This window comes from Mitsuaria sp. 7, from assembly GCF_001653795.1.
Classification (GTDB): domain Bacteria; phylum Pseudomonadota; class Gammaproteobacteria; order Burkholderiales; family Burkholderiaceae_C; genus Roseateles.
Genome location: NZ_CP011514.1, coordinates 4,154,069 through 4,179,433, shown reverse-complemented (window position 1 = coordinate 4,179,433; position 25,365 = coordinate 4,154,069). Strand labels below are relative to the sequence as shown.

The following is a 25,365-nucleotide window of genomic DNA, read 5'->3' as shown; positions in this document are numbered from 1 at the left end:
CCGGGTGGGCCGGCGGTCAGAGCTCGGCGTAGATCGTGCTCTTCTCGATGGCCTGGTGCAGGCGCGAGGGCGCCAGCGGTTCCAGTCCCATCGTCTCCAGCAGGTACCACGAGGCGCGCAGCAGCGCGGAGGTGGCCTGGCGGAGTTCGGTCGATTCGGGCGTCTCGGCGCGCGACAGCATCGCCTGGAGCTGGCGCGACTGGTTGTGGCCGCCCACCTCCGGCACCTGCGACGGCACATGGGCCTGGGTGAGGCGGCCCAGCAGCTGCTGGACTTCATGGCCGTGCTCGGGGGACTGGATCAGCCGCGCGAGGTCGCCCAGCAGGCGCTCGCCGGCGGCGGCCAGCAGTTGGGCGGAATGGTCCGCGCCGCCGCCCACGTAGAGGGCCGACGCCATGTCCAGGTATTCCAGCGCTCGCGCCAGACGGGGCAGATCACTCACTGCATGTCCTCCTTGATGCACTCTTTTCACGACTGCTGTTTGCATGCATCGCCGTTCCTCGTCCTGGAAACCAGTCCCTCCGGACGGCGAGAAAGAGGAGTGTATCGGCGCGCTGCGGCGCTGCGCACACCGTTTGTCACGACGGCGGGTAGCATCCATCGGTTCGCAGGGCGGGCACTCTTTTTGCCGTCCCACCTGGCCCGGCGCGGACATTGCCAGAACCCCACGCCATCCAGATTTACCCGGAGATTCACATGGACCGTCAAGACATGCCGACCGAGGGACTGATCGATCTCAGCGAGGCGCCGACGATGCGCGCGCGACGAGACGCGCTGGGACGGCTGGGCCGCTATGCCGCCGCCGGGCTGGTGCTGCCGCCCGGACTGGCCGTGCTGCCAGCGTTGGCCGCCGACAACGCGGACGATACCTACGACGAGGATTCGGTGCTGAAAGAGGCGACCGACTTCTTCGGCGAAACGACCGAAGGCCTGGCCAAGGTGATCGAGAAGGCCTTCAAGGACCAGGGCCGCCCGAACGCGTACATCAAGGGCCAGGAGGCCAGCGGCGCCGTGACCGTGGGCCTGCGCTACGGCGATGGCGAACTGATCATGAAGCGCGGCGGCGGCGGCAAGGTCTACTGGGCCGGCCCGTCGGTGGGATTCGACGTCGGCGGCAATGCGTCCAAGGTGTTCACCCTGGTCTACAAGCTGCCGAAGGCCAGCGCGATCTACCGCCGCTTCCCCGGCGTGGACGGCAGCCTGTACTACATCGGCGGCGCGGGCGTGAACTACCAGCGCGCCGACGGCATCACGCTGGCGCCGATCCGGCTGGGCGTGGGGCTGCGCGCGGGAGCGAGCGTCGGCTACGTGCACTACCGGCGCGAGAAGTCGATCAATCCGTTCTGAGGCGTTCTGAGGCCGAGGGCCCTCTCCGAGGGCCCGTTCGCGGGCGCCATGCCGGGGTTCAGCCGGCGTTCAACCGGTGCGCAGCGGCGCGCCTTCGCGCTGGCTGCGCGCGAGCGCCTGTTCGGCACGACCGAGCAGGCCGCTGCCGGTGTCGCCGGGACCGCGCCAGGCCGTGAGGCCCATGCTGAGCGGGCCGGCCGTCGGCTGCTGCTGCATCCACACCGCGCGGAAGCGTTCGCAGACCTTGCGGCCCGTGGGCAGGTCGACGTCGTGCAGCAGCATGAGCATCGCCTCGCCCTGTCCGAGCGCGAGGACGTCCTGCGCACGGCATTGCTGACGCAGCATGTGCGGCAGCGCGCCGGCGGGCGCACGCGCCGCACCCAGCGCGACCAGGCACCAGGCCATGTCCGGGGAGTTCTGCTGCTGGCGTTCGACGAGCCGCGCAAGCAACTGATCGCGCGAGGCCAGCGGCGAAGACGCTCCCGATTCGATGGCCAGCAGATGGAAACGCTTGAAGTGGGCGAGGGCGACGCTGAAGTCGCCATGGGCTTCCGCCAGGGCGCTGAAGGTCTCCTGCACCGGCGCGTGGTTGTCGCCGTGGATCTTGCGCAACTCGTCCAGACGGGAGCGGGCGGCGTCGAGTTGGCCGTCCAGGATCAGACGACGGGCTTCGGCGCAACCTTGTTCCAGATCGCCCAACGTATTGGGGCTGGACCGCAGGACCTTGTCGGGAGTCATAACTGAAAAGAATAGCGTCCGCTATCCGACCAAACTATGGGACGAACCCGGGGAAACGCCGTTGCACTCGCATCAAATGGTGTGCGGGCCGCAAGTGCGTGCTTACCGGTGGACACCTGGACCACTGCTTGGTGACGAGCCGATGAGGGGCCCGCGATGGCGGGACGACCGGTGCGACAGGTGGAGCGGATGAGCATCGCCCCTCGCCTCCATGACGCTTTCGTGGATGGGGGACAGGGCTCGTGGCGGGGCAGGACTAGGATGGTCCGAGCCCGTGGATGCCGATGTTGATGGAGCCCCCTCGAATGACCCAGCCGACCCTTCCCCCGACTGCTCTCCCGACCGTGCCCGCGACCTCGTCGCAACTGCCTTTGCAGGCCACCGCCGAGACGCTGCCGCCTCAGGACATCAGCGCCGAGGTGCTGCTGGAGAAATACGCGAAGGGCGGCGAACGCAGCCTCGAGGAGGTCCGGGCGCGGGTGGCGCGGGCCTTGGCCGCGGCGGAGTCGCCGGAGCAGCGCGCGCACTGGGAGGCCAAGTTCCTCGAAGCGCAGCGGCGCGGCTTCGTGCCGGCCGGCCGCATCGCCTCGGCGGCGGGGACGGGGCTGTCGGCCACCTTGATCAATTGCTTCGTGCAGCCGGTGGGCGACGCGATCGCGGAGGAAGAGGACGGCCATCCCGGCATCTACACGGCGCTGACCGAGGCGGCGGAAACGATGCGGCGCGGGGGCGGCGTCGGTTATGACTTCTCCCGGATCCGGCCGAAGGGCGCGTACGTGAAGTCGACGCAGTCGAGCGCGTCGGGACCGGTGAGCTACATGCGGGTGTTCGACCGCAGCTGCGAGACGGTGGAATCCGCCGGCTCGCGGCGCGGCGCGCAGATGGGCGTGCTGCGCTGCGACCACCCGGACATCGAGGAGTTCATCCATGCCAAGGACCAGGGCGACCTGAAGAACTTCAACATCTCGGTGGGCGTGACGGACGCGTTCATGGAGGCGGTGGAGGCGGACGCGGACATCGAGCTAGTGCATAAGGCGGCGCCGGGCGACAAGCAGCGCGCCGCCGGCGCGACGCAGCGGGCGGACGGGCTGTGGGTCTACCGCCGGATGCGGGCCCGCAAGCTGTGGGACCAGGTCATGCGCTCCACCTACGACCACGCGGAGCCGGGCGTGCTGTTCCTGGACCGGATCAATGCGGACAACAACCTGCATTACTGCGAGTCGATCAGCGCGACGAATCCGTGCGTGACGGCCGACACCTGGGTGTTGACCGGGGACGGCCCGCGACAGGTCGGCGACCTGATCGGGACGCCGTTCCTGGCGATGGTCGACGGCAAGGCCTACCGGACGGAGTCGGCCGGGTTCTTCCCGACGGGGACGAAACCCGTGTTGAATCTGAAGACGAAGGAAGGACATTCGCTGCGGCTGACCGCGAATCACCTGGTGAGGAGAGTCCTCAAGCGTTCCCGCTATTTGACCGAGACCGATTGGGTAGCGGCAGGTGCGTTGCAGCCGGGGGATGAGGTCGTCCTCCACGAGCATCGTTCGTTCGAAGGGTGGGGCGGCGACTACACGGCCGCACAGGGATACCTGATCGGGGCGCTGCTGGGCGACGGATGGCTGAGGGATTCCAAGGCAGTGCTTTCCGTGTGGGCACCAGAACTGCATCAGGCGGTCAACGGCGTGACGCCGCCCCATTCGGCGGAAGGGATTGCCGCTGCAATCTCGGAGGCGATCGCGACCTTGCCTCATCGCGCAGATTTCCGCGGCTGGCAACGCCCGATCGTCGCGCAAGGTCAGATGCGGATGGCGTCTGCACCCCTGCGCGATCTGGCTTTTGAGCTTGGCATGCGATGTGGCCCTGAGGGCAAGCAGATCACGCCCGTCATGGAGCGGGCGTCGTCGGCGTTTCAGGCTGCATTCCTGCGCGGCCTGTTTGACGCTGATGGTTCAGTGCAAGGAACGCAGGAGAAGGGCGTTAGCGTGCGTCTGACCCAGTCCAACCTGGGCACGCTTCAAGCCGTGCAGCGAATGCTGCAGCGGCTCGGCATCGTGAGCACGATCTACGCCAACCGGAGGCTCGCGGGGATGCGTGTCCTGCCGGACGGCAAAGGCGGACAACGGGAGTATCCCCACCAGCCTGTCCATGATCTGGTCGTCGCATGCGACAACCTGCAGGTCTTTGCGGAGCGCATCGGCTTTGCGGACTCGGCAAAGGCAGAACGACTGGCGCAGCGCCTGGCTTCACAGAAGCGCGCGCCAAATCGCGAGCGCTTCGTGGCGACAGTCGCTTCGGTCGAACTCGATGGCGTCGAGCCCGTCTACGACGTGACGGTCGAGCACGTGCATGCGTTCGACGCCAACGGGCTCATGGTCCACAACTGCGCGGAGCAGCCGCTCCCCTCCTACGGCTGCTGCTGTCTCGGCTCGATCGACCTGACGGTCTTCGTGAAGGACGCGTTCGTGGCGAAGGCGTCGTTCGACGAGGCCGAGTTCGCCGACATCTGCAAGACCGCCACCCGCATGCTCGACAACGTGCTCGACGTGACATCGTGGCCGCTGCCGCAGCAGGCGCGTGAGGCCGCCAACAAGCGGCGCGTCGGGCTCGGCTTCACGGGCCTGGGCGACACGCTGGTGATGCTCGGCCTGCGCTACGACGGCGAGGCCGCCCGCGCGATGGCGCGGCGCATCAGCGAGATCATGCGCGACGCCGCCTATGAAGCCTCCGCCGATCTCGCCGTCGAGCGCGGCGCGTTCCCGCTCTTCAACGCCGATCTCTACCTGTCCGGCGGCAACTTCGCCTCGCGGCTGCCACCGTGGCTGAAGGACAAGATCCGCGCGCAGGGGCTGCGCAACTCGCACCTGTTGTCGATCGCGCCGACGGGCACGATCTCGCTGGCCTTCGCCGACAACGCCAGCAACGGCATCGAGCCCGCTTTCTCGTGGAGCTACACGCGCAGGAAGCGCATGCCCGACAACTCGTTCAAGGAGTACGCCGTCGAGGACCACGCCTGGCGGCTCTACCGGCATCTGTTCGGCGCCGACGCGCCGCTGACCGATGCTTTCGTCACCGCGCTCGAGCTGCAAGCGTCGGACCATGAGGCGATGGTCGCGGCTGTCGCGCCCTACGTCGATACCTCGATCTCCAAGACCGTCAACGTCCCGGCCGACTATCCGTATGCCGACTTCCAGGACCTCTACCGGTTGGCCTGGAAGAGCGGGTTGAAGGGTCTCGCCACCTATCGGCCGAACAGCGTGCTCGGCGCGGTGCTCAGCGTCGAGCCGATCGCCAGGCCCGAGCCGCTGAAGCCCGACATCGGCCCCAACCAGCGGCTGCGCGTCGAGCGCCTGCCCAAGCCGGTGCTCGCCTCGCTGCGCTGGCCGAGCCGGCCCGAGATGCCCGGCGGCAATCCGGCGTGGTCGACCATGATCCGCCACCCGCATGGCGACTTCGCCCTCTTCGTCGGTGAGCTGCCGGCGGAGGGGCCGGATGCGGGCCTCTTCGGCCGCACGCTGCCGTTCGAGGTCTGGGTCAACGGCGCGGAGCAGCCGCGCGGCCTCGGCGCGCTGGCCAAGACGCTGTCGATGGACCTGCGCGCCAATGACGCGGCCTGGCTGCGCCTGAAGCTCGATGCGCTGGCGACCGTCGCCGAAGAACGCGCGTTCGAGATGCCGATGCCGCCGCTCGGCGAAGCGCGGCTCTTCCCGGGCGTCGTCGCCGCGACCGCGGCGGTGATCCGCTGGCGCTGCGAGCAGCTCGGCGCGTTGCAGGAAGGCGGTCCGACACCGGTGCTCGACGCGATGTTCTCGCGCGAGGAACCGCGCACCGGCACGGCCGGGACGCTCGCCTGGGCGGTCGACGTGGACAACCCCGCGACCAGCGAGCTGTTCACGCTGACGCTCAAGGAGGTGAGCCTGCCCACGCCCGACGGCGGCAGCGTCACGCGGCCTTGCGCGATGGGGTTCTCAGGAAACTATCCGAAGGCGCTGGACGGGCTGGCGCGCCTGCTGTCGCTGGACATGCGGGTGCTCGACCCGGGCTGGATCGGCATGAAGCTGCGCAAGCTGCTCAACGTGGGCGAGCCCCTGGGCCATTTCATGGCCCCGGTGCCGACGCTGTCGGGGGAGCGACGGCAGCAGGTGTGGCCGTCGACGGTCGCGTATGTCGCGCGCCTGGTCATCCACCGCTACGCGATGCTGGGGGTGCTGGACGAGAACGGCTATCCGCTCGTCGACATGGGGCTGATGCAGCAGGCGCCGGCCAAGGGCGCGGGACTGGGGACGGTGCGCGCCGCCTCGGAAGCCGGCGGCATCATCGCGATGGCCGGCAAGAAGTGTCCCGAGTGCGGCAACGCCACGCTCATCCACCGCGACGGGTGCGAGTTCTGCACCGCGTGCGGGTTCGTGGGGCAGTGCGGGTGACTGCCCCGGCCTAGTCTCAGCCCGGGTCTGACACCGGGGCTGGCGCCGGACCTGACGCTGGAACTCAGGCCTGGCCTTGCGGCTTGTCGTCCGCCGCCGGGGCATCGCCTCCGGCCGGTGCGCCCTGGGCGCCGGGTTCATCCGCCGGAGCGTCCGAACCGGCACCGGTGGACTTGCGGTAAGCCTTCTCTTCCTTCTTCTTTTTCTTGGCCAGCTCGCGTTGGCGTTTTTCGTATGAGTAGTTGGGGGTAGCGATATCGGCCTCCGATAGGTTGGGGGTAATCGATGAGCCTGACGTTTCCGCCATTGCGCGAATCCGGGCCAGCTCCTGGCGGTGGACGTTGGTCCCGGTGGTGGTCAATCGAAGTCCGCCGCCGTGCCATTCCAGCCAGTCCAGGTCGACCAGCCGGTCGATCAGCTTTTCCGGAATCTCGTTGGCCTGGCGGCGCTGGAGCGCATCGACACTCTGCCGCAACGAAGCACGGAGCTCGTCGAGGGTTTGTGGGACAGGCATGGTGCTCCTCCTCCGATCCCGCCCCGCGACATGCGGAGCGGACAGATTCGCCAGGCAATCAAGGCGAGGACTTGCACGGCTTCCGGCAGGAGAGACGAAGCGAAGACTTCGGATGACAGGCTCACGGTCTATCGGCTGATCGTAGCGCAGACCCGCGCGCGAACCTTTTTCGCGGAAAACGAATCCGTTAAGACGGCGTTTGCGTACAGCGTTCCGGTGAGGCATTCCGGCCTTGCCCCCAACCCCCAGGAGCTGCGATGACCCCCTTGTCCACCCGCCCGAAGTCCGCGACGTCCGTCCTTGTCCTGCTGGCGCCGGTCGCGCTGCTCGGCGCCTGCGCCATGTCCGGCCCGTCGGGCTCGAACGCGCCGACGTTCTCCCAGGCCGGGTTGCCGGCCGCGGTCCAGGTGCCGGACGGGCACAAGGTGTCGATGGAGACCGTGGGCGTGGGCAAGATCACCTACGAATGCCGCGCGAAGAAGGACATGGCGGGGCAGTTCGAATGGGTCTTCGTCGGCCCGGACGCCGCCTTGAACGACAGGCGCAGCACCATGGTCGGCAAGTACTACGGTCCGCCCGCGACCTGGGAAGCCCGCGACGGCTCCAAGGTCACCGGCACCCAGGTGGCGGTGGCGCCGGCCTCGGCGGGCAGCATCCCGCTGCAGCTGGTGAAGGCCAATCCGGCTGTCGGCATGGGCGCGATGCAGGGCGTGAGCTACATCCAGCGCGTGGCCACCAAGGGCGGCGTCGCGCCGCAGGTCCCGTGCGATGCCACGGGCGTCGGCCAGAAGCAGGTCGTCGACTACCAGGCCGACTACATCTTCTGGGCGCCGGTGGCGATGCGCTGAGGAAGGGACGCGCAAGAGCGCGTCAGCGTGAGCGCAGTCAGACCGCTGCGCCGCGCTTGCGCAGGCGCCATCCCAGCACTGCGATCCCGGCGAGCAGCATCGCGTAGGTCGACGGTTCCGGGACCGCGCCCAGCGTCGTGAAGCCGTTGCTGAAGCGGTAGGTGGCGGCCAGGCCGTTGATCTTCGTCGCGGCGACGAGGCTGAGGAAGCTCGCGTCATGCGAGAGGTCGCCCGCGAAGCGCAGCGCGTAGCCCGCGCCGACCTGCGTCACCTGCAGCACGCCGCCCGCCACGACGCTTCCCAGGGAAGCGAAGTTCAGTCCGCCGCCGTCGAGCTCGAACGCGCCGCTGCCCAGCAGCGCCAGGCTCGCGAAGCTCTGATTGCCGCCGCTCACCTTCAGCGTGCCGCCGTTCACTTCCAGCGCGCCGGCGGCCCCCAGCCGCTGGTCGCCCTGCAGTTCGAGCACGCCGCCGTCCAGCGTCACCGTGCCGATGTTCCGGCTCTCGCCTGTGAGCACGACGCGGCCGCTCTCGACCTGCATCTGGTTGACGTTGCTGAACGCGCCCGCGTAGCTGAACTGGTTGCCATTGCCGACCTCGAAGCGCACCGTCGCCGAGCCCGCGCCGCTGGCGCCGCGCACGTCGCCGAGGATCACCGCTTGGCCGCCGCTGACCACCAGCGTGCTGCGGCCCGCGCCCAGGTCGATGGCCACGCCGCTCGCGCTGCCGTCGATGCGGCCGGCGTTGACGATCGTCGTGTCGTAGTCCGAAGCCGACCGGATTGCCGCCGCGGTTCCGCCGCCGATGAGGGTGCCGCCGACCTGGTTGTCGATGCGGACCAGCTTGCCGCTGCCGCCCAGTCCGCCGATGTAGATCGCCGAATCACTGGATCCGCGGATCACGCCGCCGGCGCCGTTGATCACCGTCGCGTTTGCGTAGAGCGCCTCACGCAGTCCGGTGTTCGGGCCGCTGGTGATGTCGTTGCCGACCAGCGAGATCCCGCGGCCCATCGCGTTCGTGTTGCCGGCCGCGACCAGGCCTTCAATCAGGCCGGTGTTGCGGATCGTGCCGCCACCCGCCGAGATGCCCTCGCTGAAGGCCAGTCCGCTGCCCAGCGGCGAGAACGCGTTGATCGAGCGGATCGTGCCGCTGTTGACCAGGTCCAGCGGACCGTCGACATCCACGCCGTCCCCGTCGCCGGTCAGGCCGTTGCCGGTGATCAGCCCCGCATTGCGGACCGTGATCACCTGCAGCGCGTTGAAGCCGTCGAAGTTCAGCCCGGCGCCGTTCATGCCGCGGATCGTCGCGCCGGCGGCGTTGTTGATCGTGCCGGTCCAGGCGATCGCCGTGTCCGGTCCGCCGGTGACGCCGTGACGGCCGCCTTCGAGCAGGCCGCCCGACAGGTTGTTGAAGGTGATGCCGCTGTTGCCCTGGAAATCGATGCCGTCGCTGCTCGAACCCGTCGTCGTGACCGAGCGGATGGTGCCGGCGTTGTTGACGATGCCGTTGACGCCGGGACGGATCGCGTCCGCCTCGTAGGCCAGCATCAGCGCGCCGGCCTGGTTGTTGACGATGTTGCTGCCCGAGCCGATGGCGTTGAAGTCGACGACCTGGTTGCCGCCGCCCGACGCGTTCGTCGAGATCATGCTGCCCCAGTTGGTCAGCGTGACGCTGGCCGGGGACTTGTTCATCTGGATCAGGTCGGCGTCCTGCGCGCGCATGGACGCCGTGCTGTTGCTCGCGCTGCCGTTGACGATGACCAGGTTCTGCACGCCGGTGTTGTCGCGGATCACGCGGCCGGTGCCCGTCTGCACGATGCTGCCGAGGTTGTTGAGCGTCGCGTTGTTGCCGCTGACCGTCACCGCGACGGTCGAGCCGCCCACCGTCAGCGTGCCCGTCGCGCACAGTGCGCCGGTCTGTCCGCTGCCGCTGCCCAGGGTCTGGGCCGCGGTGACCGCGCCGCAGAGGTCGAACGACGCGGCGCTGGCCGCGCCCGTCTGCAGCAGCAGGGCGGCGAGCGCCAGACCGCTCAGGCGGAACACCGGCGCACGGCGCAGATCGGAGGCGGGGCGGCGGGACAGAAGATGGGCCATGGCGCGATGTGTCTCGTGTGAAAAATTCACGCGATGCTAGGAGGCCCTGGCGCTGCGCGGCACCGCCCGAGCAGGGTGCCTGCGGAGGCACTTCTGACACACGCCTGTCATGGAGCACTGGCTCCGGAATCTCCGCGATTCCATGGGGGAAGCACGCGGTCCGTGATGCGCATCACGGCGGTCCTCCCCGCGAATGCGGGGGGCCGGAAAACCGATCCCTCACTGCGTCACGCCGAGGGGGGAGTGACAGATTCATGACGCTGGTTTCAAAAGTAGCATTTCGCCTGTGTCGACGCCTCTTCAGGAACAGGTCATGAATGCTCTTTCGGTCAAGAAGCAGCTGATGTTCGCCTTCGCCGCGCTGGTCGCGGCGGTGGTGCTGGTCAGCGTGGTCGCCTTGCGCAACCTCGCCGGCGCGGATGCCCGCTTCAGCGGCTTCGTCCACGGCATCAACGAACGCGAATCGATGGCCGTCGACGTCCGCATCGACGCCAATCGCCGCGCCATCGGTGTGCGCGACATGGTCATCGTGAAGGAGGCGGCGGACATCGAGTCCGCGAAGAAGATGGCGCTCGATGCGCACGCCGCGATCGGCGCCCATCTGAAGCGACTGACCGACGCCGTGGCCGCGGCGCCGGATGCCACGCCGCGTGAGCGGGAACTTCTGGCGCACATCGTCCAGGTCGAGGCCAAGTACGGCCCGGTGGCCGCGCACATCGTCGACCTGGCCGCCGCCGGCAAGCGCGACGAGGCGATGGAGGCCATGACCAAGGATTGCCGGCCGCTGCTGGCGGCCTTGCTCCAGTCGGCACGGGAGTACATGGAATACACCTCCAAGGGCGGCGACGAGGTCGCCGCCGCATCGACCGCCCAGTACCAGGCGCAGCGCTGGTGGATGAGCCTGATCAGCCTGGCCGCCGTCGGCATCGCCGTGGGCCTGGGCTGGCTGATCACGCGTCGCCTCATGACCGCGCTCGGCACCGAGCCCGCGCAGCTGGCCGACGCCGCGCATCGCATCGCCGACGGCGATCTGCGTCCGGTCGAAGGCGCCGCGTCGGCGCCGGCCGACAGCGTGCTCGCCTCGATGGGCGTGATGCAGTCGCAGTTGGTCACGCTGATCAGCCAGGTGCGCGGTTCCGCCGACCAGATCGCGATGGCCAGCACCCAGATCGCCCAGGGCAACAACGACCTGTCCGCGCGCACCGAGGAGCAGGCGTCCGCGATCGAGGAGACCGCCGCCTCGATGGAGCAGCTCAGCGCCACCGTGCGCCAGAACGCCGACAACGCCCAGCAGGCCAACCAGTTGGCGCGCAACGCCAGCGAGGTGGCCCTGCGCGGCGGAGAGGTGGTCGGCCAGGTCGTCGAGACGATGCGCGGCATCAATGACAGCAGCCGCCGCATCGCCGACATCATCGGCGTCATCGACGGCATCGCGTTCCAGACCAATATCCTGGCGCTGAATGCGGCGGTCGAGGCCGCCCGCGCCGGCGAGCAGGGCCGCGGCTTCGCGGTCGTGGCCTCCGAGGTGCGCAGCCTGGCCAGCCGGTCCGCCGGCGCGGCCAAGGAGATCAAGCAGCTCATCGGGGACAGTGTCGCCCGCGTCGAGCAGGGCACCGGGCTGGTCGACCAGGCCGGCGCGACGATGACCGAGGTTGTCGGCGCCATCCGCAGGGTCTCCGACATCGTCGGCGAGATCAGCGCCGCCAGCGTCGAACAGAGTGCCGGTGTCACGCAGGTCGGCGAGGCCATCACGCAGATGGACCGTGCCACGCAGCAGAACGCGGCCCTGGTCGAAGAGAGCGCCGCCGCGGCCGACAGCATGAAGCAGCAGGCCAACGACATGGTCGGTGCGGTGGCGGTCTTCCGCATCGGCGACGACGTCCGGACACCGGCGATGGATGCGGGAGGATCCAGAGCTCGTGCCGACGGCCTGGCCATGGCGCGGGTGTCGACACCTCCGCGGTCTGCGCCACTCCGCGCCGTCCCGGCGTCGACATCGACATCGCGGGCGGCGCCTGTGTCCGCACCGGGCACCTCGCGTCCGAAGGTCCACGTCGTCGCGGCCACGCCGGCCCCGCGGCGGCGTTCGGCGCCGACGCCGGAGCTGCACGTGGTCCGGCCTTCCACCGCCCCCGCCAAGGCGGCAGCCATGCCTGCCAGGGCGGCGGCTGAGCCCGTCCTGGCCGGCGACGACGACTGGACCTCGTTCTGAATCGGCGGGACGGCGGCTGACGTCGTCCCACCCGCGGCGGCGACCTCCTCCTGACATGGAGGAAAACGCCTGGGCTCGGAGTGACTTGCACGAGTCACCCGATGCGGTATTCCGGTAATTGTTCCCGCACCGGTCTGCTGGAGTCGATGACTGAGGAAGGCCATGCGCTGCTCTCAAGGGCAGGCATTTCCTTTCCTTTCCAACTACTCCTGGGGCAGACCATGAAGGGTCTTTCGATCAAGAAGCAATTGATGCTCGCCTTTGCCACCCTCGTGGCAGCGGTCGTGCTGGTCAGCGTCTTCTCTTTGCACAACCTGGCCGCCGCGGATGCGCGCTTCAACGGTTTCTTCCACGGCATTGATACCCGCGAATCGATGGCGGTGGGTATCCGCATCGACGCCAACCGTCGCGCCATCGGGGTGCGCGACATGGTCATCGTGAAGGACTCGATCGACCTCGAAGCATCGAAAAAGATGGCGCTCGACGCGCATGTCGCGATCGGTCTGCACCTGCGGGAGCTGCGCGATGCGGTCGCCGCGGCGCCTGACGCCATGCCGCGCGAGCGTGAACTGCTCGGTCGCATCGTCGAGGTCGAAGAACGCTACGGACCGGTGGCTGCGCGCATTGTCGAACTGGCCGCCGCCGGAAAGCGCGAAGAGGCCATGGAGGCCATGAGCCGGGATTGCCGACCCTTGCTGGCGAAGCTGCTGACGGCGGTGCGGGAATACACCGACTACGCGGGCAAGGCCGGTGGCGAGGTGGCGACCGCCTCCACCGCCCAATACGAAGCGCAACGTCGGTGGCTGGCGCTGATCAGCCTGGGCGTCGTCGGGATCGCCGCAGGCCTGGGCTGGCTGATCACGCGTCGCCTGACGACGGCGCTCGGCACCGAGCCGGCGCAACTGGCCGCCGCCGCCAACCGCATCTCCGGCGGCGACCTGCGACCGGTCGAAGGCGCCGTGTCGGCGCCGCCCGACAGCGTGCTCGCGTCGATGGGGGCGATGCAGTCGCAGTTGGTCACGCTGATCGGCCAGGTGCGCGGCTCCGCCGACGAGATCGCGATCGCCAGCACCCAGATCGCGCAAGGCAACAACGACCTTTCGGCGCGCACGGAGGCGCAGGCCTCCGCGATCGAGGAGACCGCCGCCTCGATGGAACAGCTGAGCGCCACCGTACGCCAGAACGCGGACAACGCCCAGCATGCCAATCAACTGGCGCGCAATGCCAGCGAGGTGGCCACGCGCGGCGGCGAGGTGGTCGGCCAGGTCGTCGAGACGATGCGCGGCATCAATGACAGCAGCCGTCGCATCGCCGACATCATCGGCGTCATCGACAGCATCGCGTTCCAGACCAACATCCTGGCGCTGAACGCGGCGGTCGAGGCGGCCCGCGCCGGCGAGCAGGGCCGCGGCTTCGCGGTCGTGGCCTCCGAAGTGCGCAGCCTGGCCAGCCGGTCCGCCGGAGCCGCCAAGGAGATCAAGCAGCTCATCGACGACAGCGTCGCCCGCGTCGAGCAGGGCACCGGGCTGGTCGACCAGGCCGGCGCCACGATGACCGAGGTCGTGGGCGCCATCCGCCGCGTCTCCGACATCGTCGGCGAGATCAGCGTGGCCAGCGCCGAGCAGAGCGCGGGCGTGACGCAGGTCGGCGAGGCCATCACCCAGATGGACCGCGCCACGCAGCAGAACGCGGCCCTGGTCGAGGAAAGCGCCGCCGCGGCCGACAGCATGAGACAGCAGGCCGCCGACATGGTGGGCGCGGTGGCGGCGTTCCGCGTCGCGCATGCCCCTTCCTGAGGCCGGCGGTCGGGACTTCCCTGTCCCGTAAGAGGAGGATGTCGACAGGGACCGGTCCTGACTATGCTTCGCGCACCGCCGCGGTGCTCGCGGCGGGTGCCGAGGAGGTATCCATGCCGGCTCTCCGTTCCGCCAGTCCCCTGGCCCGATTCGACTACCCGCACGCCGCGCGCCGCGAGATGCTGGCCTTCCTCCCGCAGGAATGCCGGCGCATGCTGGACGTCGGCTGCAACACCGGCGCCTTCGGAGAGGCGGTCAAGCAGGCGCGTCCCGGTACCGAGGTCTGGGGCGTCGAGCCCGACGCCGGTTCCGCGGAACGCGCCGCCGTCCACCTGGACCGGGTGATGCAGGGATTCTTCGACCCGTCCCTGCCGCTGCCCGAAGGCCATTTCGACGCCATCACCTTCAACGACGTGCTCGAGCACATGCCCGATCCCTGGGCCGCGCTCAACCTGGCCGCGCCGCTGCTCGCGCCGGGCGGCGTCGTGCTCGCCTCGCTGCCCAACCTGCTGCATCTGGACACGATCTGGCCGCTGGTCCACGACCGCGACTTCCGCTACGAGCCCTGCGGGGTCCGCGACCGCACGCACCTGCGCTTCTTCACCCGCACCAGCGCGCAGCGCATGTTCGACGAGTGCGGCTACGAGGTGCTCAGCGTCCAGGGCATCAACGAGCAGTGGTACACCTCCTCGCTCAAGCGCCGGCTGGCCTTCCGCCTTTTCGGGCGGCAGCTCGAGGAGACGAAGTGGGTGCAGTTCGCCTTCGTCGCCCGGCCCAAGGCGCCCCGGCTGGTGTCCTGACGGGGCCGGAGAATCGCCCCACCGGCGACGGGCGTCCTCCGCAGCCGCGACAATATGTCGCATGCGCGCCCTGATCGACCTGCTGATCCAACACGACTTCCTGCTCGTCTTCCTCGTGACGCTGGCCGCGCGCATCGGTGCGCCGGTGCCTGCGGCGCCCCTGCTGGTGGTGGCGGGCGGACTGGCCGCGGCGGGGCGCCTGTCGGCGCTGTCGCTGGTCGTGGCCGCCGTGCTGGCCAATGTCCTCGGCGACGCCATCTGGTTCATTGCCGGCCGCAGTTACGGCCACCGCGTGCTGCGGCTGCTGTGCCGCGTCTCCCTGTCGCCCGACGTCTGCGTCCGCCAGAGCGAAAGCCTCATCGCGCGCTGGGGCGGCAGCTCGCTGCTGGCGGCGAAGTTCCTGCCCGGCATCTCCGTCGTCGCGGCGCCGATGGCCGGCGCGCTCGGCATGGGCTGGCGCCGCTTCATCGCCTATGACGCCGTCGCCGGGCTGGTCTGGACGGCCTGTTTCCTCGGTCTCGGCCTGATCTTCAGCGACCAGATCCAGGACGTGCTGGACTTCCTCTCCAACGCCGGCATCTTCGCCGTGGCCGCGATCGTCGCGGTGCTGGCCCTGCTGATCGGCAACCGCTGGCGCCGTCGCCGCCAGATGGCGAAGCTGCAGGGCGAGGTCGAGCGCATCAGCGTCGAGGACGCCGCCGCGCTCTGCGAGCAGGACATGGCGCCGCTCTTCATCGACGTCCGCAGCGATCCGGGCCGCGCCGCCGACCCGCGCACCCTGCCGGGCGCGCTCAACATCCCGTTGACGCGTCTCCCGGAATACGCCGAGCAGTTGCCCGACGACCGCCTGCTCGTCCTCTACTGCAACTGCCCGAACGAGGTCTCCGCCATCCAGGGCGCGCACGAGCTCATGAAGCGCGGTCACGCGCGCGTGCTGGCGCTGGACGGCGGCCTGGACGGCTGGCACGAACTGCAGCGCCGCCAGGGGCGGGACCGGGGCGACAGCGGCGACGGCGATGCGGCGGGACAAGCGCCCAAGCCGACGACCGTGCCGGCGGTCGCGCCCGCGGCGCCGGTGGACCTGCAGTCGGCCACGCCTGCCGTCCCCTGATCTGAGGAGGGGTGGCTCCCGCGGCTGGCCCGGCGCTTGCATACTCGCGGCCATGAGCGTTGCCGTCCTGCCCGCCGCCTCGCCGGTCCTTGCGCCGACCATCCTCGACCTGGAGGCGTCCGGTTTCGGGCGCGGCAGCTACCCGATCGAGATCGGCTTCGTCGAAGCCGGCGGCCTGCCGTTCTGCTCGCTGATCCAGCCCGCGCCCGAATGGGAGCATTGGGATGAAGGCGCGGAGGCCTTGCACGGCATCACGCGCGAGCTCCTGCTGCGTCACGGCCGTCCGCGTGAATGGGTCGTCGACGAGCTCAACCATCGACTGGCGGGCCAGACGGTCTACTCGGACAGCTGGGGTCACGACTACCCGTGGATGAGCAAGCTCTTCGACAGCGTCGGCCGCCTGCCGCGTTTCCGGATCGAGGACCTGCGTCGCCTTCTCAGCGAAGACGAAGCCCTGCGCTGGAACGCGGTGCAGCAGGAGGTCCGAGCCGAGGCGAAGCTGCGGCGTCACCGCGCCAGCGCCGACGCCAAGGTCCTGCAGATGACCTTGATGCGCCTGAAGCATGGCCCCTTGACGCCGACGGCCTCGTTGGACGGCCGAAGCCCTGGCGACTTCGGCAACTGCGGCTGACTCAGCGCTCCGCGCAGAGGCTCCCGCTCGACCGCCCCCGACCCGCCCGCTTCGCCCGATAGAGCTGCTCATCCGCCTGCGTGACGAGATCGTCGATGTCGGCCTTTCTCGCCCACTGGACGCAGAACCCGACGCTGGTGCCGATGTGGAGTTCGAGCGCACCGATGCGGAACGGCATCGTCAACGCGTGCACCAGCTTGTCGGCGACGACCTGCGCGTCGACCGGTTTCGCGACGTGGGTGAGGAACACGGCGAACTCGTCGCCGCCGACGCGGGCGACCAGGTCCTGGGGCCGCAGCGCATGCCGCAGCCGGCCTGACACGGCCTTCAGCAGCGCGTCGCCGACGGGATGGCCGTACTCGTCGTTGACCGGCTTGAAGCGGTCGAGGTCGAGGTACAGCAGCGCCACCAACTCATCGCGGTCGGTCGCGCGGCCGAGCGCGGCGTTGACCTGCGACGCGAAGCCGGCGCGGTTGAGCAGTTCGGTGAGCGGGTCCGTGTTGGAGGCCCGCAGCAGCCGCATCTGTTCCTGCTTGACGTCGGTGACGTCGCGCGCGACGCCGTAGGCGCCGATGATGGTGCCGTCGTCGGTGACCAGCGGCGCGTAGGTGAGCTCGACATAGCGCGTCTCGCCGCGGTCGTCGCCGTCCAGCGGCATCGGGCGGCTGATGCCGTCGTCGTCGCGCATCTCGACGACGCTGGTCTCGCCCGCGAAGGCGCGCTGGATCAGCGGATGCACGGCCGGGTACAGGTCGTCGAACACGTCCGCCGCGTGGCGTCCCTGCCAGGACTTTTCCGGGATGTCGAAGCGGCGCTCGAAGGCCTTGTTGCAGAACAGCACGCGTTCATCGGTGTCCACGGCCAGCATCATCACGTTGACGCTCTGCGCCATGGCGCTCATGACGGCCTGGTTGCGCTCGCGCTCGCGGCGGGCTGCAAGCTCGGGCGTGATATCGGCGATGGTCCCCGCGTGCGCCACGATGCGCCCGCCCAGCCGCATCGGTCGCATCCGCAGACGCACCAGCAGTTCGGAGCCGTCGCGCCGCGCCAGTTGCCGCACGCGGTCGACGGGCTCGCCCACGGCGACCAGCGCGGCCCACTGCTCGCGCGTCAGCTCGCGCTCCGATGCGGGCAAGCGGTCCAGCCAGCCCCAGGCCAGGTCCTTGCGGTCGACCTCCATCAGTCGCAGGTAGGTCTCGTTGGCATACACGGTGCGACCCTGGAGGTCGCAGCGGAACAGGCCCATCGGCGAGGCGTCGGCCGTGGCTTCGCGCTCGGCCTCGCGCAGCCGGGTGCGCTGCTGCAGCCGCGTGAACCAGGCCATCAGGCCGACGGCGATCGCGGTGACCACCAGCGAGAAACCCAGCACCGCGCGCCGCTGCTGCAGGTAGCCGGCGAGGATGCGGTCGCGCTCGAAGGACACGAACAGGCGCAGCGGGTAGTCCTGCAGCACCCGGTACGAGACGATGCGGTCACGCCCGTCGGCGGGGCTCCGCGACACCATGAACTGACCGCTGGCCGGCGGGCTGGGCGGCAGCACTTCGCCGCCGGGGACCTGGCGCATGTTGGTGCCGACCAGGCCCGGGACTTCGGGCCAGCGCGCCATGGCGACGCCGTCGTCGCGTTCCAGAAGCACGGCCATGCCCGAGCGCATCGAGCGCGTGCGGTAGATGCGCAGCAGGGTGTCGAGGTCGATGAAGCCCACCGTCGCGGTGAAGGCCCCGGTCGGTGCGCTCAGGCGCGTGGCGATCGGCAGGACGAAGTGGGCGCCGGGTCGCAGCCGGATCGGCGTGCCGAGGACGACGCTCGGTCCGCCGGGCCGGCCGAGTTCGGACAGGAAGCTCTTAGGGCCGAGGTCGACGTAAGGTTCGCCGGTGACGGACGGGATGCGCCACAGGCGGCCGTCGGCGCTGGCGAGCATCACGTCGGTGATCCCGCGCGAGTTGTCGCGCAGCGAGTCGGCCAGCAGCGACACGGTGGCGTCGAGGTCCTGGCGCTCGGTCCTGCGCGTGAGCAGCAGCAGGTCGAGCGTGCGCAGGCTGCCTTCCGTCTCGCGCAAGAGCTGTTCGGTATCCTGCGCGGCGTTCAGCGCGATGCTGTGGAGATCGTCCTGCAGGTCCTCGACGAGCGACTTCGGATAAAGCAGCGCGAACCACAGCACCAGCGCCCACAGCACGACCAGCACCAGCCCCAGCGCGAGGAACGGGCCGAAGACCACCAGGCGCCTCACCTGGAGGCGCTCCGCGACGGACTGGCTGAAGGGGGAGGCGGGCATCGATCCGATTGTGGCCGTGCCGCGTACGCCTTCAAACGCCCAACAGCGGGGGCCCGGGCGGGTTATTCGGCGGGTCCGGCACGTGGCTGTCCGGATCGTCGCGGGCGAGCTCGCCGAGGCAGCGCAGGCACAGGCACCGGTCGGGCCAGCGCGCGGCGAGATCGCGCTTGAGGCCCTCGCCCAGCCGCGTGCCGAAGCAGGCGCACCAGCCGTCGTTCACACCGCAATGGAAACCGCCGCCGCAGCGGGGGCAGGCGGTGTCGAGGGGGGAGCTCCTGCCGGTCGTGTCGGCCGTGCTGGGAGGGAGCGGCGTCGGCGTGCTCATGACGACGATTGTCGGCGATGCTCAGCCGAACAGTCCCTGATGCCGCTCGCGCAGCAGGTTCTTCTGCACCTTGCCCATCGCGTTGCGCGGCAGTTCGGTCTCGACGAAGACCCGCTTGGGCACCTTGAATCCCGCGATGCGGTCCTTCAGCGCCGCGACCAGCGTCGCGCCTTCCAGCGCGGCGCCGGATCGCGGCACCACCACGGCGATCACGCCCTCGCCGAAGTCCGGATGCGGCACGCCGACCACGGCCGACTCCGCCACCCCGGGCAGCTCGTTGAGCCAGCCCTCGATCTCCGCCGGGTACACGTTGTAGCCGCCCGTGATGATCAGGTCCTTGCTCCGCCCCACGATGGTCACGTAGCCGCGGTCGTCGCGACGGCCCACGTCGCCGGTCTTGAACCAGCCGTCGGCGGTGAACTCCTCCTTCGTCTTCTCCGGCATGCGCCAGTAGCCGGAGAAGACGTTGGGCCCGCTCACCTGGAGGTGGCCGATCTCGCCGTCGCCCGTGCTCGGGCAGGGCGCGCCCGCGTCGTCGACGACGCGCAGGCCCACGCCCGGCAGCGGATATCCGACCGTGCCGCCTCGGCGTTCGCCGTCCTCGGCCTTGTAGGGATTCGAGGTCAGCATGACCGTCTCGCTCATGCCGTAGCGCTCCAGGATCGTGAACCCGGTGCGGCGCTGCCATTCGTGGAAGGTCTCGATCAGCAGCGGCGCGGAACCGCTGATGAACAGCCGCATCCGCGCGCACACGTCCTTCGTCAGCGTCGCCTGCTCGAGCAGCCGCACATACAGCGTCGGCACGCCCATGAACAGCGTCGCGTCCGGCAGCCGCGCGATCACGCCGCGCGGATCGAAGCGGTTGAACCACAGCATCTTCGCCCCGGCCAGCAGCGCCCCGTGCGACGCGACGAACAGCCCGTGCACATGGAAGATCGGCAGCGCGTGGATCAGCACGTCGTCCGCCTTCCAGCCCCAGGCGTGCTTGAGCACCTCCGCGTTGGACAGCAGGTTGCCGTGGCTCAGCATCGCGCCCTTGCTGCGACCGGTCGTGCCGCTCGTGTAGAGGATCGCGGCCAGCTCATCGGCGGTCTTCGCGGCCACCTGGTGCGTGTCGGGCATCTGCACCGCGCGGTCCAGCAGCGTGCCGCTGCGGTCCTCGTTCAGCGTGAACACCCAGGGCACCTTGGCCTGGAACGCCAGCTTGCTGATCCAGCCGAAGTTCCTGCCCGCGCAGACGACCACGGCCGGCTCCGCGTTGCCGATGAAGTAGTCGAGCTCCGCGGCCTGGTAGGCCGTGTTCAGCGGCAGATAGACGTAGCCGGCGCGCAGCACGGCGAGGTACAGCAGCAGCGCCTCGACGCTCTTCTCCGTCTGCACCGCGACGCGGCTGCCCGGGGGCAGGTCCAGCGAGTCCAGCAGGTTCGCGATCATCGCCGTGGCGCGGTCGATGTCGCGCCAGCTGTAGCGCTGGCCGGCCTCGGGGCCGTCCGCCAGCTCGATCGCGCAGGCGTCCAGGTCGTCGGAGAAATTCGCGCGCAGCGCGGCGAACAGGTTGGCGTTGGCGGTGTTCATCAATCCAGTTTCGCACCGCTGCGCTTGACCACGTCGGCCCAGCGCACGACCTCGCCGTGCACGAACTTGCCGAAGGCGTCGCCGTAGAGCGTCGGCATGTCGGTGCCCAGCCCCGTCCAGATGTTCTTCAGTTCTTCCGTCGCGTAGGCCTTGCGCAGCTCGGCCTGCATCGCGGCGATCACTTCCTTGGGCGTGCCCTTGGGCGCCCACAGGCCGTACCAGGTCGATACCTGGTACTGCGGGATGCCGGCCTCCACCGCGCTCGGGATGTCCGGGAAGCCCGGCGCGCGCTTGGACGAGGCCACCGCCAGTGCCTTGATGCGACCGCCGCGGATGTGCGCCGCCGATGAGCCCAGGCCGTCGAACATCAGGTCCACCTGGCCCGCCATCAGGTCCTGCAGCGCCGGTCCCGCGCCGCGGTAGGGGATGTGGGTGATGAAGGTCTGCGTCTGCAGCTTGAAGAGCTCACCCGCCAGGTGGTGCGAGGTGCCGTTGCCCGCCGAGCCGTAGTTCAGCTTGCCCGGGTTCTTCTTGAGCACGTCCAGCAGGCCCTTGACGTCGGTGACCGGCACCTTCTGCGGATTGATCACGATCACCTGCGGCACGTTGGAGACCATGGCCACGGGGATGAAGTCCTCCTCGAGCTTGTAGTCCAGCTTCGGGTACATCGCCGGCGCGATCGCGTGGTGCACCGCGCCCATGAAGAAGGTGTAGCCGTCCGGCGCGGCCTTGGATGCGATCGTCGCGCCCACGGTGCCGCCGGCGCCGCCCTTGTTGTCGATGATGAACTGCTTGCCGGTCTGCTTGGTCAGCACGGCCGTCAGCGGGCGGGCGAAGGCGTCGGTGCCGCCGCCGGCGGGGAAGGGCACGACGATGACCACCGGCCGGCTCGGCCAGGCGGCCTGCGCGAACGCCGAAGGCGCGATCCCGGCGCCGACGGCGGACAGGGAAGCCAGGGCGGCGGCGCCCAGCAGGCGGCGACGGATCGGGGAACTCTGCGTCATGCGTGTCTCCTGTGGGCCTCTGCGGGCCGCGGTGTCGGTGGGCAAGGTGGGGAAAAAACGGAGTCGTGCGGCGGTTTATAGCTGGATAGCCTCGCGCGCGGCTCGATGGTCGCCTCGGGGATTCCCCAGGGCGTCCGCCTCCCGGGACGGCCCTCGCACCGGCGGACCGGCTGCTACATTGGTCCGCACCAGATCCGGGGCGGCGCCGCGCGGCGGCAGCCCGACCTCGGACACCCGTCCGGGCCGCGATGGGCAGGCCCGGGATGACTGCCCAGGAGACAAGCCATGAACGACATTCCCCAGGATGCCGAGGCGGTGCTGCGGCTGGCGGCGCAGTCGATGTTCGACGTGCTGGCCAGCACCGCGCAGGGCGCGATGGTGGTGAACCGCGAGCATCGCGTCGTCTGGATCAGCGAGGGCTACAAGCGCTTCCTGCCCGCGCTCGGCTTCCGCGACGAGTCCGAGTTCGTCGGACGCCGCGTCGAGGAGGTGGTCCCCAACACCTTGATGGCGCAGGTCATCGACACCGGGCAGCCCATCCTCGTGGACCTGCTCACCAACAAGGCGGGGACCTTCCTCGTCAGCCGGCTGCCGCTGCGCGGTCCCGGCGGCGACGTCATCGGCGCGATGGGCATGGTCCTGCTGGACCATCCCGAGACGACGATGCAACCGCTGATGAACAAGTTCGCGTGCCTGCAGGCGGAGCTCGACGAGACGCGCCGGCAGCTCGCCGCGGAGCAGTCCCGCAACCGCTGCGCCAAGCATCGGATCGTGGACTTCATCGGATCCAGCCCGGCCGCGGTCGAGGTCAAGCGCCATGCGCGCCGCGTCGCGCAGACCGGTGCGACCGTGCTGCTGCTGGGGGAGACCGGCACCGGCAAGGAGCTGCTCGCGCATGCGATCCACGCGGCCTCGCGACGCGCGGCGAAGCCGCTCGTCTCGGTGAACATCGCGGCCGTGCCCGAGACGCTGCTGGAGGCGGAGTTCTTCGGCGTCGCGCCCGGCGCCTACACCGGCGCCGACCGCAAGGCGCGCGACGGGAAGTTCAAGCTGGCCGACGGCGGCACGCTCTTCCTCGACGAGATCGGCGACATGCCGCCGGCGCTGCAGGCCAAGCTGCTGCGGGTGCTGCAGGAGCAGGAGCTCGAACCGCTGGGCAGCAACGCCGTCGTGAAGGTCGACGTGCGCGTGATCGCGGCGACGAGCCGCGATCTGGCGGCCATGGTCCAGCGCGGCGAGTTCCGCGCCGACCTCTTCTACCGGCTCAACGTCCTGCCGATCCGTCTGCCCGCGCTGCGGGAGCGGAGCGAGGACATCGAGACGCTGGTCGAGGTGCTGCTCGAGGACATCGCGCGGCGCAGCGGCCTCGCGCCCAAGACGCTGAGCGCCGAGGCGCTGCGGGCGCTCGAAGGCAAGACCTGGCCCGGCAACGTGCGCGAGCTGCGCAACGCGCTGGAGCAGGCCTTCCTGATGAGCGACGACGACGAGCTGGGTCCGAGGCATTTCGGACTCGATGAAGCGGCGACAGCGACGGCGACGGTAGGGATCGGTGCATTGGGCAGGCTCACCACGAGCGGCGTGTCCGGTCCGGTGGAGACCCTGCCCGCCCGCAAGGCCGAGCTGGAGCGCTCCGCCATCGCGCAGGCGCTGCACAGCACCAACGGCAACCGCGTCGCGGCGGCGCGTTTGCTGGCGATCTCCCGCGCGACGCTCTACGAGAAGCTGGCGAAGTACCCGGAGCTGGCCTCTGCCTGACGCGTACGGCAGCGGGGGTGACACCACATCGTCACGTTTGGCCCGTGTTCATGGGCTTCTTCGAGGGTTCGGGGGGCTTGTCGTGCCCCGTGCGACATGCGCATATTCGAGGTCAAGGGCAGACGACGAGGACCGGATGGACCGGCCCGCCCAGGAGACTTCATGAACACGCTCACCACGACTGCGACCGGCTTTCACGCGGACGCGCCTTCCGGCGCCAGGACGACAGCGAAGGGCGCGGCCCCTCGCGCCTGGACACTGGCCACCAAGCTGCGCGTCGCGGTGCTGGCCGCGGTGGTCGGTTTCGTCGTGCTGGTGATGTGGCTGAGCCACCGCTCCGCGACGAGCCTGCTGGACGTCAAGATGATCACGACGGTCGAGCAGGTGAAGAACGCCGAGCAGATCGCCAAGCGCCATTTCGACCGCATCGGCGCGGGTGGTCTCACCGAGGCCGACGCGAAGAAGCAGGCCGCCGCCGAGATCGGCAAGATCCGGTACTCGGGCAACGAGTACATCTGGATCAACGACATGACGCCCAAGATGGTCATGCACCCGATCAAGCCGGAGCTCAACGACAAGGACCTGTCCGGCAACAAGGATCCGAACGGCCTGAAGCTGTTCGTCGCCTTCGTCGACACGGTCAAGGCGCAGGGCAGCGGTTTCGTCGACTACCTGTGGCCCAAGCCCGGCGCCAAGGATCCGGAGCCGAAGCGTTCCTACGTCGCCGGCTTCAAGCCGTGGGGCTGGGTGATCGGCTCGGGGGTCTACATCGATGACGTGTCCGGAATCGCCCGCCGCGACGCGACCGTCGCGCTGGCGCTGGTGATCGTCTTCGGCATCGCCGCGCTGATCGCGGTCGAATGGTTCGCGCGCGGCCTGAAGCGCCGCCTGAACCAGATGCGCGAAGTCGTCGAGGCCGTGGCCAACGGCGATCTGCGCGCGCAGGCGCTCGGCACGGAGAGCGTGGGCAACGACGAGATCGGCCAGGTGCTGACGCAGGTCGCCGCGATGCAGGGACGCCTCAGCGATCTGGTGCGCGCGATCCGCGACGCCACGGACTCCATCCAGCATGCGTCACGCGAGGTCGCGATGGGCAGCCAGGACCTGTCGCAACGCAGCGAGCAGGCGGCCTCCAGCCTGCAGCAGACGGCGGCGTCGATGCATGAGCTCACGCAGCAGGTCACGCACTCCGCGCAGGCCGCGCACCAGACGAATCAGCTGGCCATCGGCGCCGCCGACCGCGCCAAGCTCGGCGCCGACGTGATGGGCGAGGTCGTGCAGACCATGGACGGCATCGCCGGCGCCAGCCGCAAGATCGCCGACATCATCTCGGTCATCGACGGCGTGGCCTTCCAGACCAACATCCTCGCGCTGAATGCGGCCGTCGAGGCGGCGCGCGCGGGCGAGCAGGGACGCGGCTTCGCGGTCGTCGCCTCGGAGGTGCGCGCGCTCGCGCAACGCAGCGCCAACGCGGCCAAGGAGATCAAGGCGCTGATCAACGACTCGGTCACGCGTGTGGATGCGGGCGGCGCTCAGGTCGGCCGCGCCGGCGAGGCGATGGGTCAGATCCTGCAATCGGTGCAGCAGGTCAGCGGCACGGTCGCGGAGATCAGCCAGTCGAGCGCGGGCCAGTCCGACGGACTCGCGCAGATCAACCAGGCCGTGAAGCATCTGGACGACATGACGCAGCAGAACGCGGCGCTGGTCGAGGAGACGGCCGCCGCCGCCGAGTCGCTGCAGCAGCAGGCCCGCCTGCTCAACGAACACGTGGCGACCTTCCGCACCTGAGACGCCGCTGTCTGGACTCCGGACACTGACCGGTTTCCAGACACTGTTTCCTCGGCAATCACACGCCGCTGCCCGGATTCCGGACAGCGGCGTTGTCGCTTTCAGGGCGGGACGCCATCGGCACGGACCTTGC

General features: G+C 69.5%; 18 protein-coding genes. 10 read left to right on the top strand and 8 right to left on the bottom strand.

Going from position 1 to position 25,365, the window contains the following annotated elements; translation table 11 throughout:
- Positions 1–16: 16 nt before the first annotated feature.
- Positions 17–442: a hypothetical protein gene (locus ABE85_RS18310; RefSeq protein WP_157522599.1), complete on the bottom strand. Its 426-nt coding sequence runs from the start codon at positions 440–442 to the stop codon at positions 17–19.
- 254 nt (positions 443–696) lie between these two features.
- On the opposite strand from ABE85_RS18310, the gene ABE85_RS18305 reads away from it, so the two are divergent.
- On the top strand, positions 697–1,347 hold the full coding sequence (locus tag ABE85_RS18305; RefSeq protein ID WP_082938729.1) for a DUF1134 domain-containing protein: 651 nt from the start codon (positions 697–699) through the stop codon (positions 1,345–1,347).
- 69 nt (positions 1,348–1,416) lie between these two features.
- On the opposite strand, the gene ABE85_RS18300 is transcribed toward ABE85_RS18305, so the two are convergent.
- Entirely contained in the window at positions 1,417–2,085 is a 669-nt protein-coding gene (locus ABE85_RS18300; RefSeq protein WP_067277793.1) for a hypothetical protein, read from the bottom strand.
- A 305-nt stretch (positions 2,086–2,390) separates the two neighbouring features.
- Here ABE85_RS18300 and ABE85_RS18295 point away from each other — a divergent pair, with 305 nt between their 5' ends.
- Positions 2,391–6,506 carry an LAGLIDADG family homing endonuclease gene (locus ABE85_RS18295; protein WP_157522596.1) on the top strand — a complete coding sequence of 1,372 codons (4,116 nt, stop codon included), beginning with the start codon at positions 2,391–2,393 and terminating at the stop codon, positions 6,504–6,506.
- Positions 6,507–6,570: 64 nt separating this feature from the next.
- Here ABE85_RS18295 and ABE85_RS28880 read toward each other — a convergent pair whose 3' ends face one another.
- Positions 6,571–7,020 (bottom strand): hypothetical protein, encoded by a 450-nt coding sequence (locus ABE85_RS28880; protein WP_409072551.1) that lies wholly within the window; start codon positions 7,018–7,020, stop codon positions 6,571–6,573.
- Positions 7,021–7,277: 257 nt separating this feature from the next.
- Here ABE85_RS28880 and ABE85_RS18285 point away from each other — a divergent pair, with 257 nt between their 5' ends.
- On the top strand, positions 7,278–7,868 hold the full coding sequence (locus tag ABE85_RS18285; protein WP_067277790.1) for a DUF3455 domain-containing protein: 591 nt from the start codon (positions 7,278–7,280) through the stop codon (positions 7,866–7,868).
- A gap of 37 nt (positions 7,869–7,905) precedes the next feature.
- Here the strand turns inward: ABE85_RS18285 and ABE85_RS18280 are convergent, their stop codons facing one another.
- A complete protein-coding gene (locus tag ABE85_RS18280) occupies positions 7,906–9,960 on the bottom strand; it encodes a PEP-CTERM sorting domain-containing protein (RefSeq protein ID WP_067277787.1) in 2,055 nt (684 codons plus the stop codon).
- A gap of 313 nt (positions 9,961–10,273) precedes the next feature.
- Here ABE85_RS18280 and ABE85_RS28795 point away from each other — a divergent pair, with 313 nt between their 5' ends.
- The 5 genes from ABE85_RS28795 (at position 10,274) to ABE85_RS18255 (ending at position 16,510) form a co-directional block, all read left to right on the top strand.
- Positions 10,274–12,172, top strand: coding sequence for a methyl-accepting chemotaxis protein (locus tag ABE85_RS28795; RefSeq protein ID WP_067277784.1), 1,899 nt, complete (start codon positions 10,274–10,276; stop codon positions 12,170–12,172).
- 251 nt (positions 12,173–12,423) lie between these two features.
- Entirely contained in the window at positions 12,424–13,968 is a 1,545-nt protein-coding gene (locus ABE85_RS28790; protein WP_157522593.1) for a methyl-accepting chemotaxis protein, read from the top strand.
- Positions 13,969–14,081: 113 nt separating this feature from the next.
- On the top strand, positions 14,082–14,768 hold the full coding sequence (locus ABE85_RS18265; protein WP_067277777.1) for a bifunctional 2-polyprenyl-6-hydroxyphenol methylase/3-demethylubiquinol 3-O-methyltransferase UbiG: 687 nt from the start codon (positions 14,082–14,084) through the stop codon (positions 14,766–14,768).
- A gap of 61 nt (positions 14,769–14,829) precedes the next feature.
- Entirely contained in the window at positions 14,830–15,879 is a 1,050-nt protein-coding gene (locus ABE85_RS18260) for a VTT domain-containing protein (RefSeq protein ID WP_067277774.1), read from the top strand.
- A 52-nt stretch (positions 15,880–15,931) separates the two neighbouring features.
- Positions 15,932–16,510, top strand: a complete 579-nt coding sequence (locus tag ABE85_RS18255) for a hypothetical protein (RefSeq protein WP_067277773.1) — start codon at positions 15,932–15,934, stop codon at positions 16,508–16,510.
- 1 nt (position 16,511) lies between these two features.
- On the opposite strand, the gene ABE85_RS18250 is transcribed toward ABE85_RS18255, so the two are convergent.
- The 4 genes from ABE85_RS18250 to ABE85_RS18235 are packed head-to-tail and all read right to left on the bottom strand — an operon-like array spanning position 16,512 to position 21,689.
- The gene (locus tag ABE85_RS18250) at positions 16,512–18,785 is read right to left on the bottom strand and encodes a diguanylate cyclase domain-containing protein (protein WP_067277765.1); all 2,274 of its coding nucleotides are present in this window, start codon (positions 18,783–18,785) and stop codon (positions 16,512–16,514) included.
- 31 nt (positions 18,786–18,816) lie between these two features.
- Positions 18,817–19,110, bottom strand: a complete 294-nt coding sequence (locus ABE85_RS18245) for a cysteine-rich CWC family protein (RefSeq protein WP_067277762.1) — start codon at positions 19,108–19,110, stop codon at positions 18,817–18,819.
- 21 nt (positions 19,111–19,131) lie between these two features.
- Positions 19,132–20,685 carry a malonyl-CoA synthase gene (locus tag ABE85_RS18240; protein ID WP_067277759.1) on the bottom strand — a complete coding sequence of 518 codons (1,554 nt, stop codon included), beginning with the start codon at positions 20,683–20,685 and terminating at the stop codon, positions 19,132–19,134.
- Positions 20,685–21,689, bottom strand: a complete 1,005-nt coding sequence (locus tag ABE85_RS18235) for a tripartite tricarboxylate transporter substrate binding protein (protein WP_067277756.1) — start codon at positions 21,687–21,689, stop codon at positions 20,685–20,687. The genes ABE85_RS18240 and ABE85_RS18235 overlap by 1 nt, the downstream gene beginning before the upstream one ends.
- A gap of 285 nt (positions 21,690–21,974) precedes the next feature.
- On the opposite strand from ABE85_RS18235, the gene ABE85_RS18230 reads away from it, so the two are divergent.
- Complete coding sequence (locus ABE85_RS18230; RefSeq protein ID WP_067277753.1) at positions 21,975–23,444, top strand: sigma-54-dependent Fis family transcriptional regulator; 1,470 nt, start codon at positions 21,975–21,977, stop codon at positions 23,442–23,444.
- Between the two features lie 162 nt (positions 23,445–23,606).
- Positions 23,607–25,232: a methyl-accepting chemotaxis protein gene (locus ABE85_RS18225; protein ID WP_082938728.1), complete on the top strand. Its 1,626-nt coding sequence runs from the start codon at positions 23,607–23,609 to the stop codon at positions 25,230–25,232.
- Positions 25,233–25,365 lie beyond the last annotated feature (133 nt).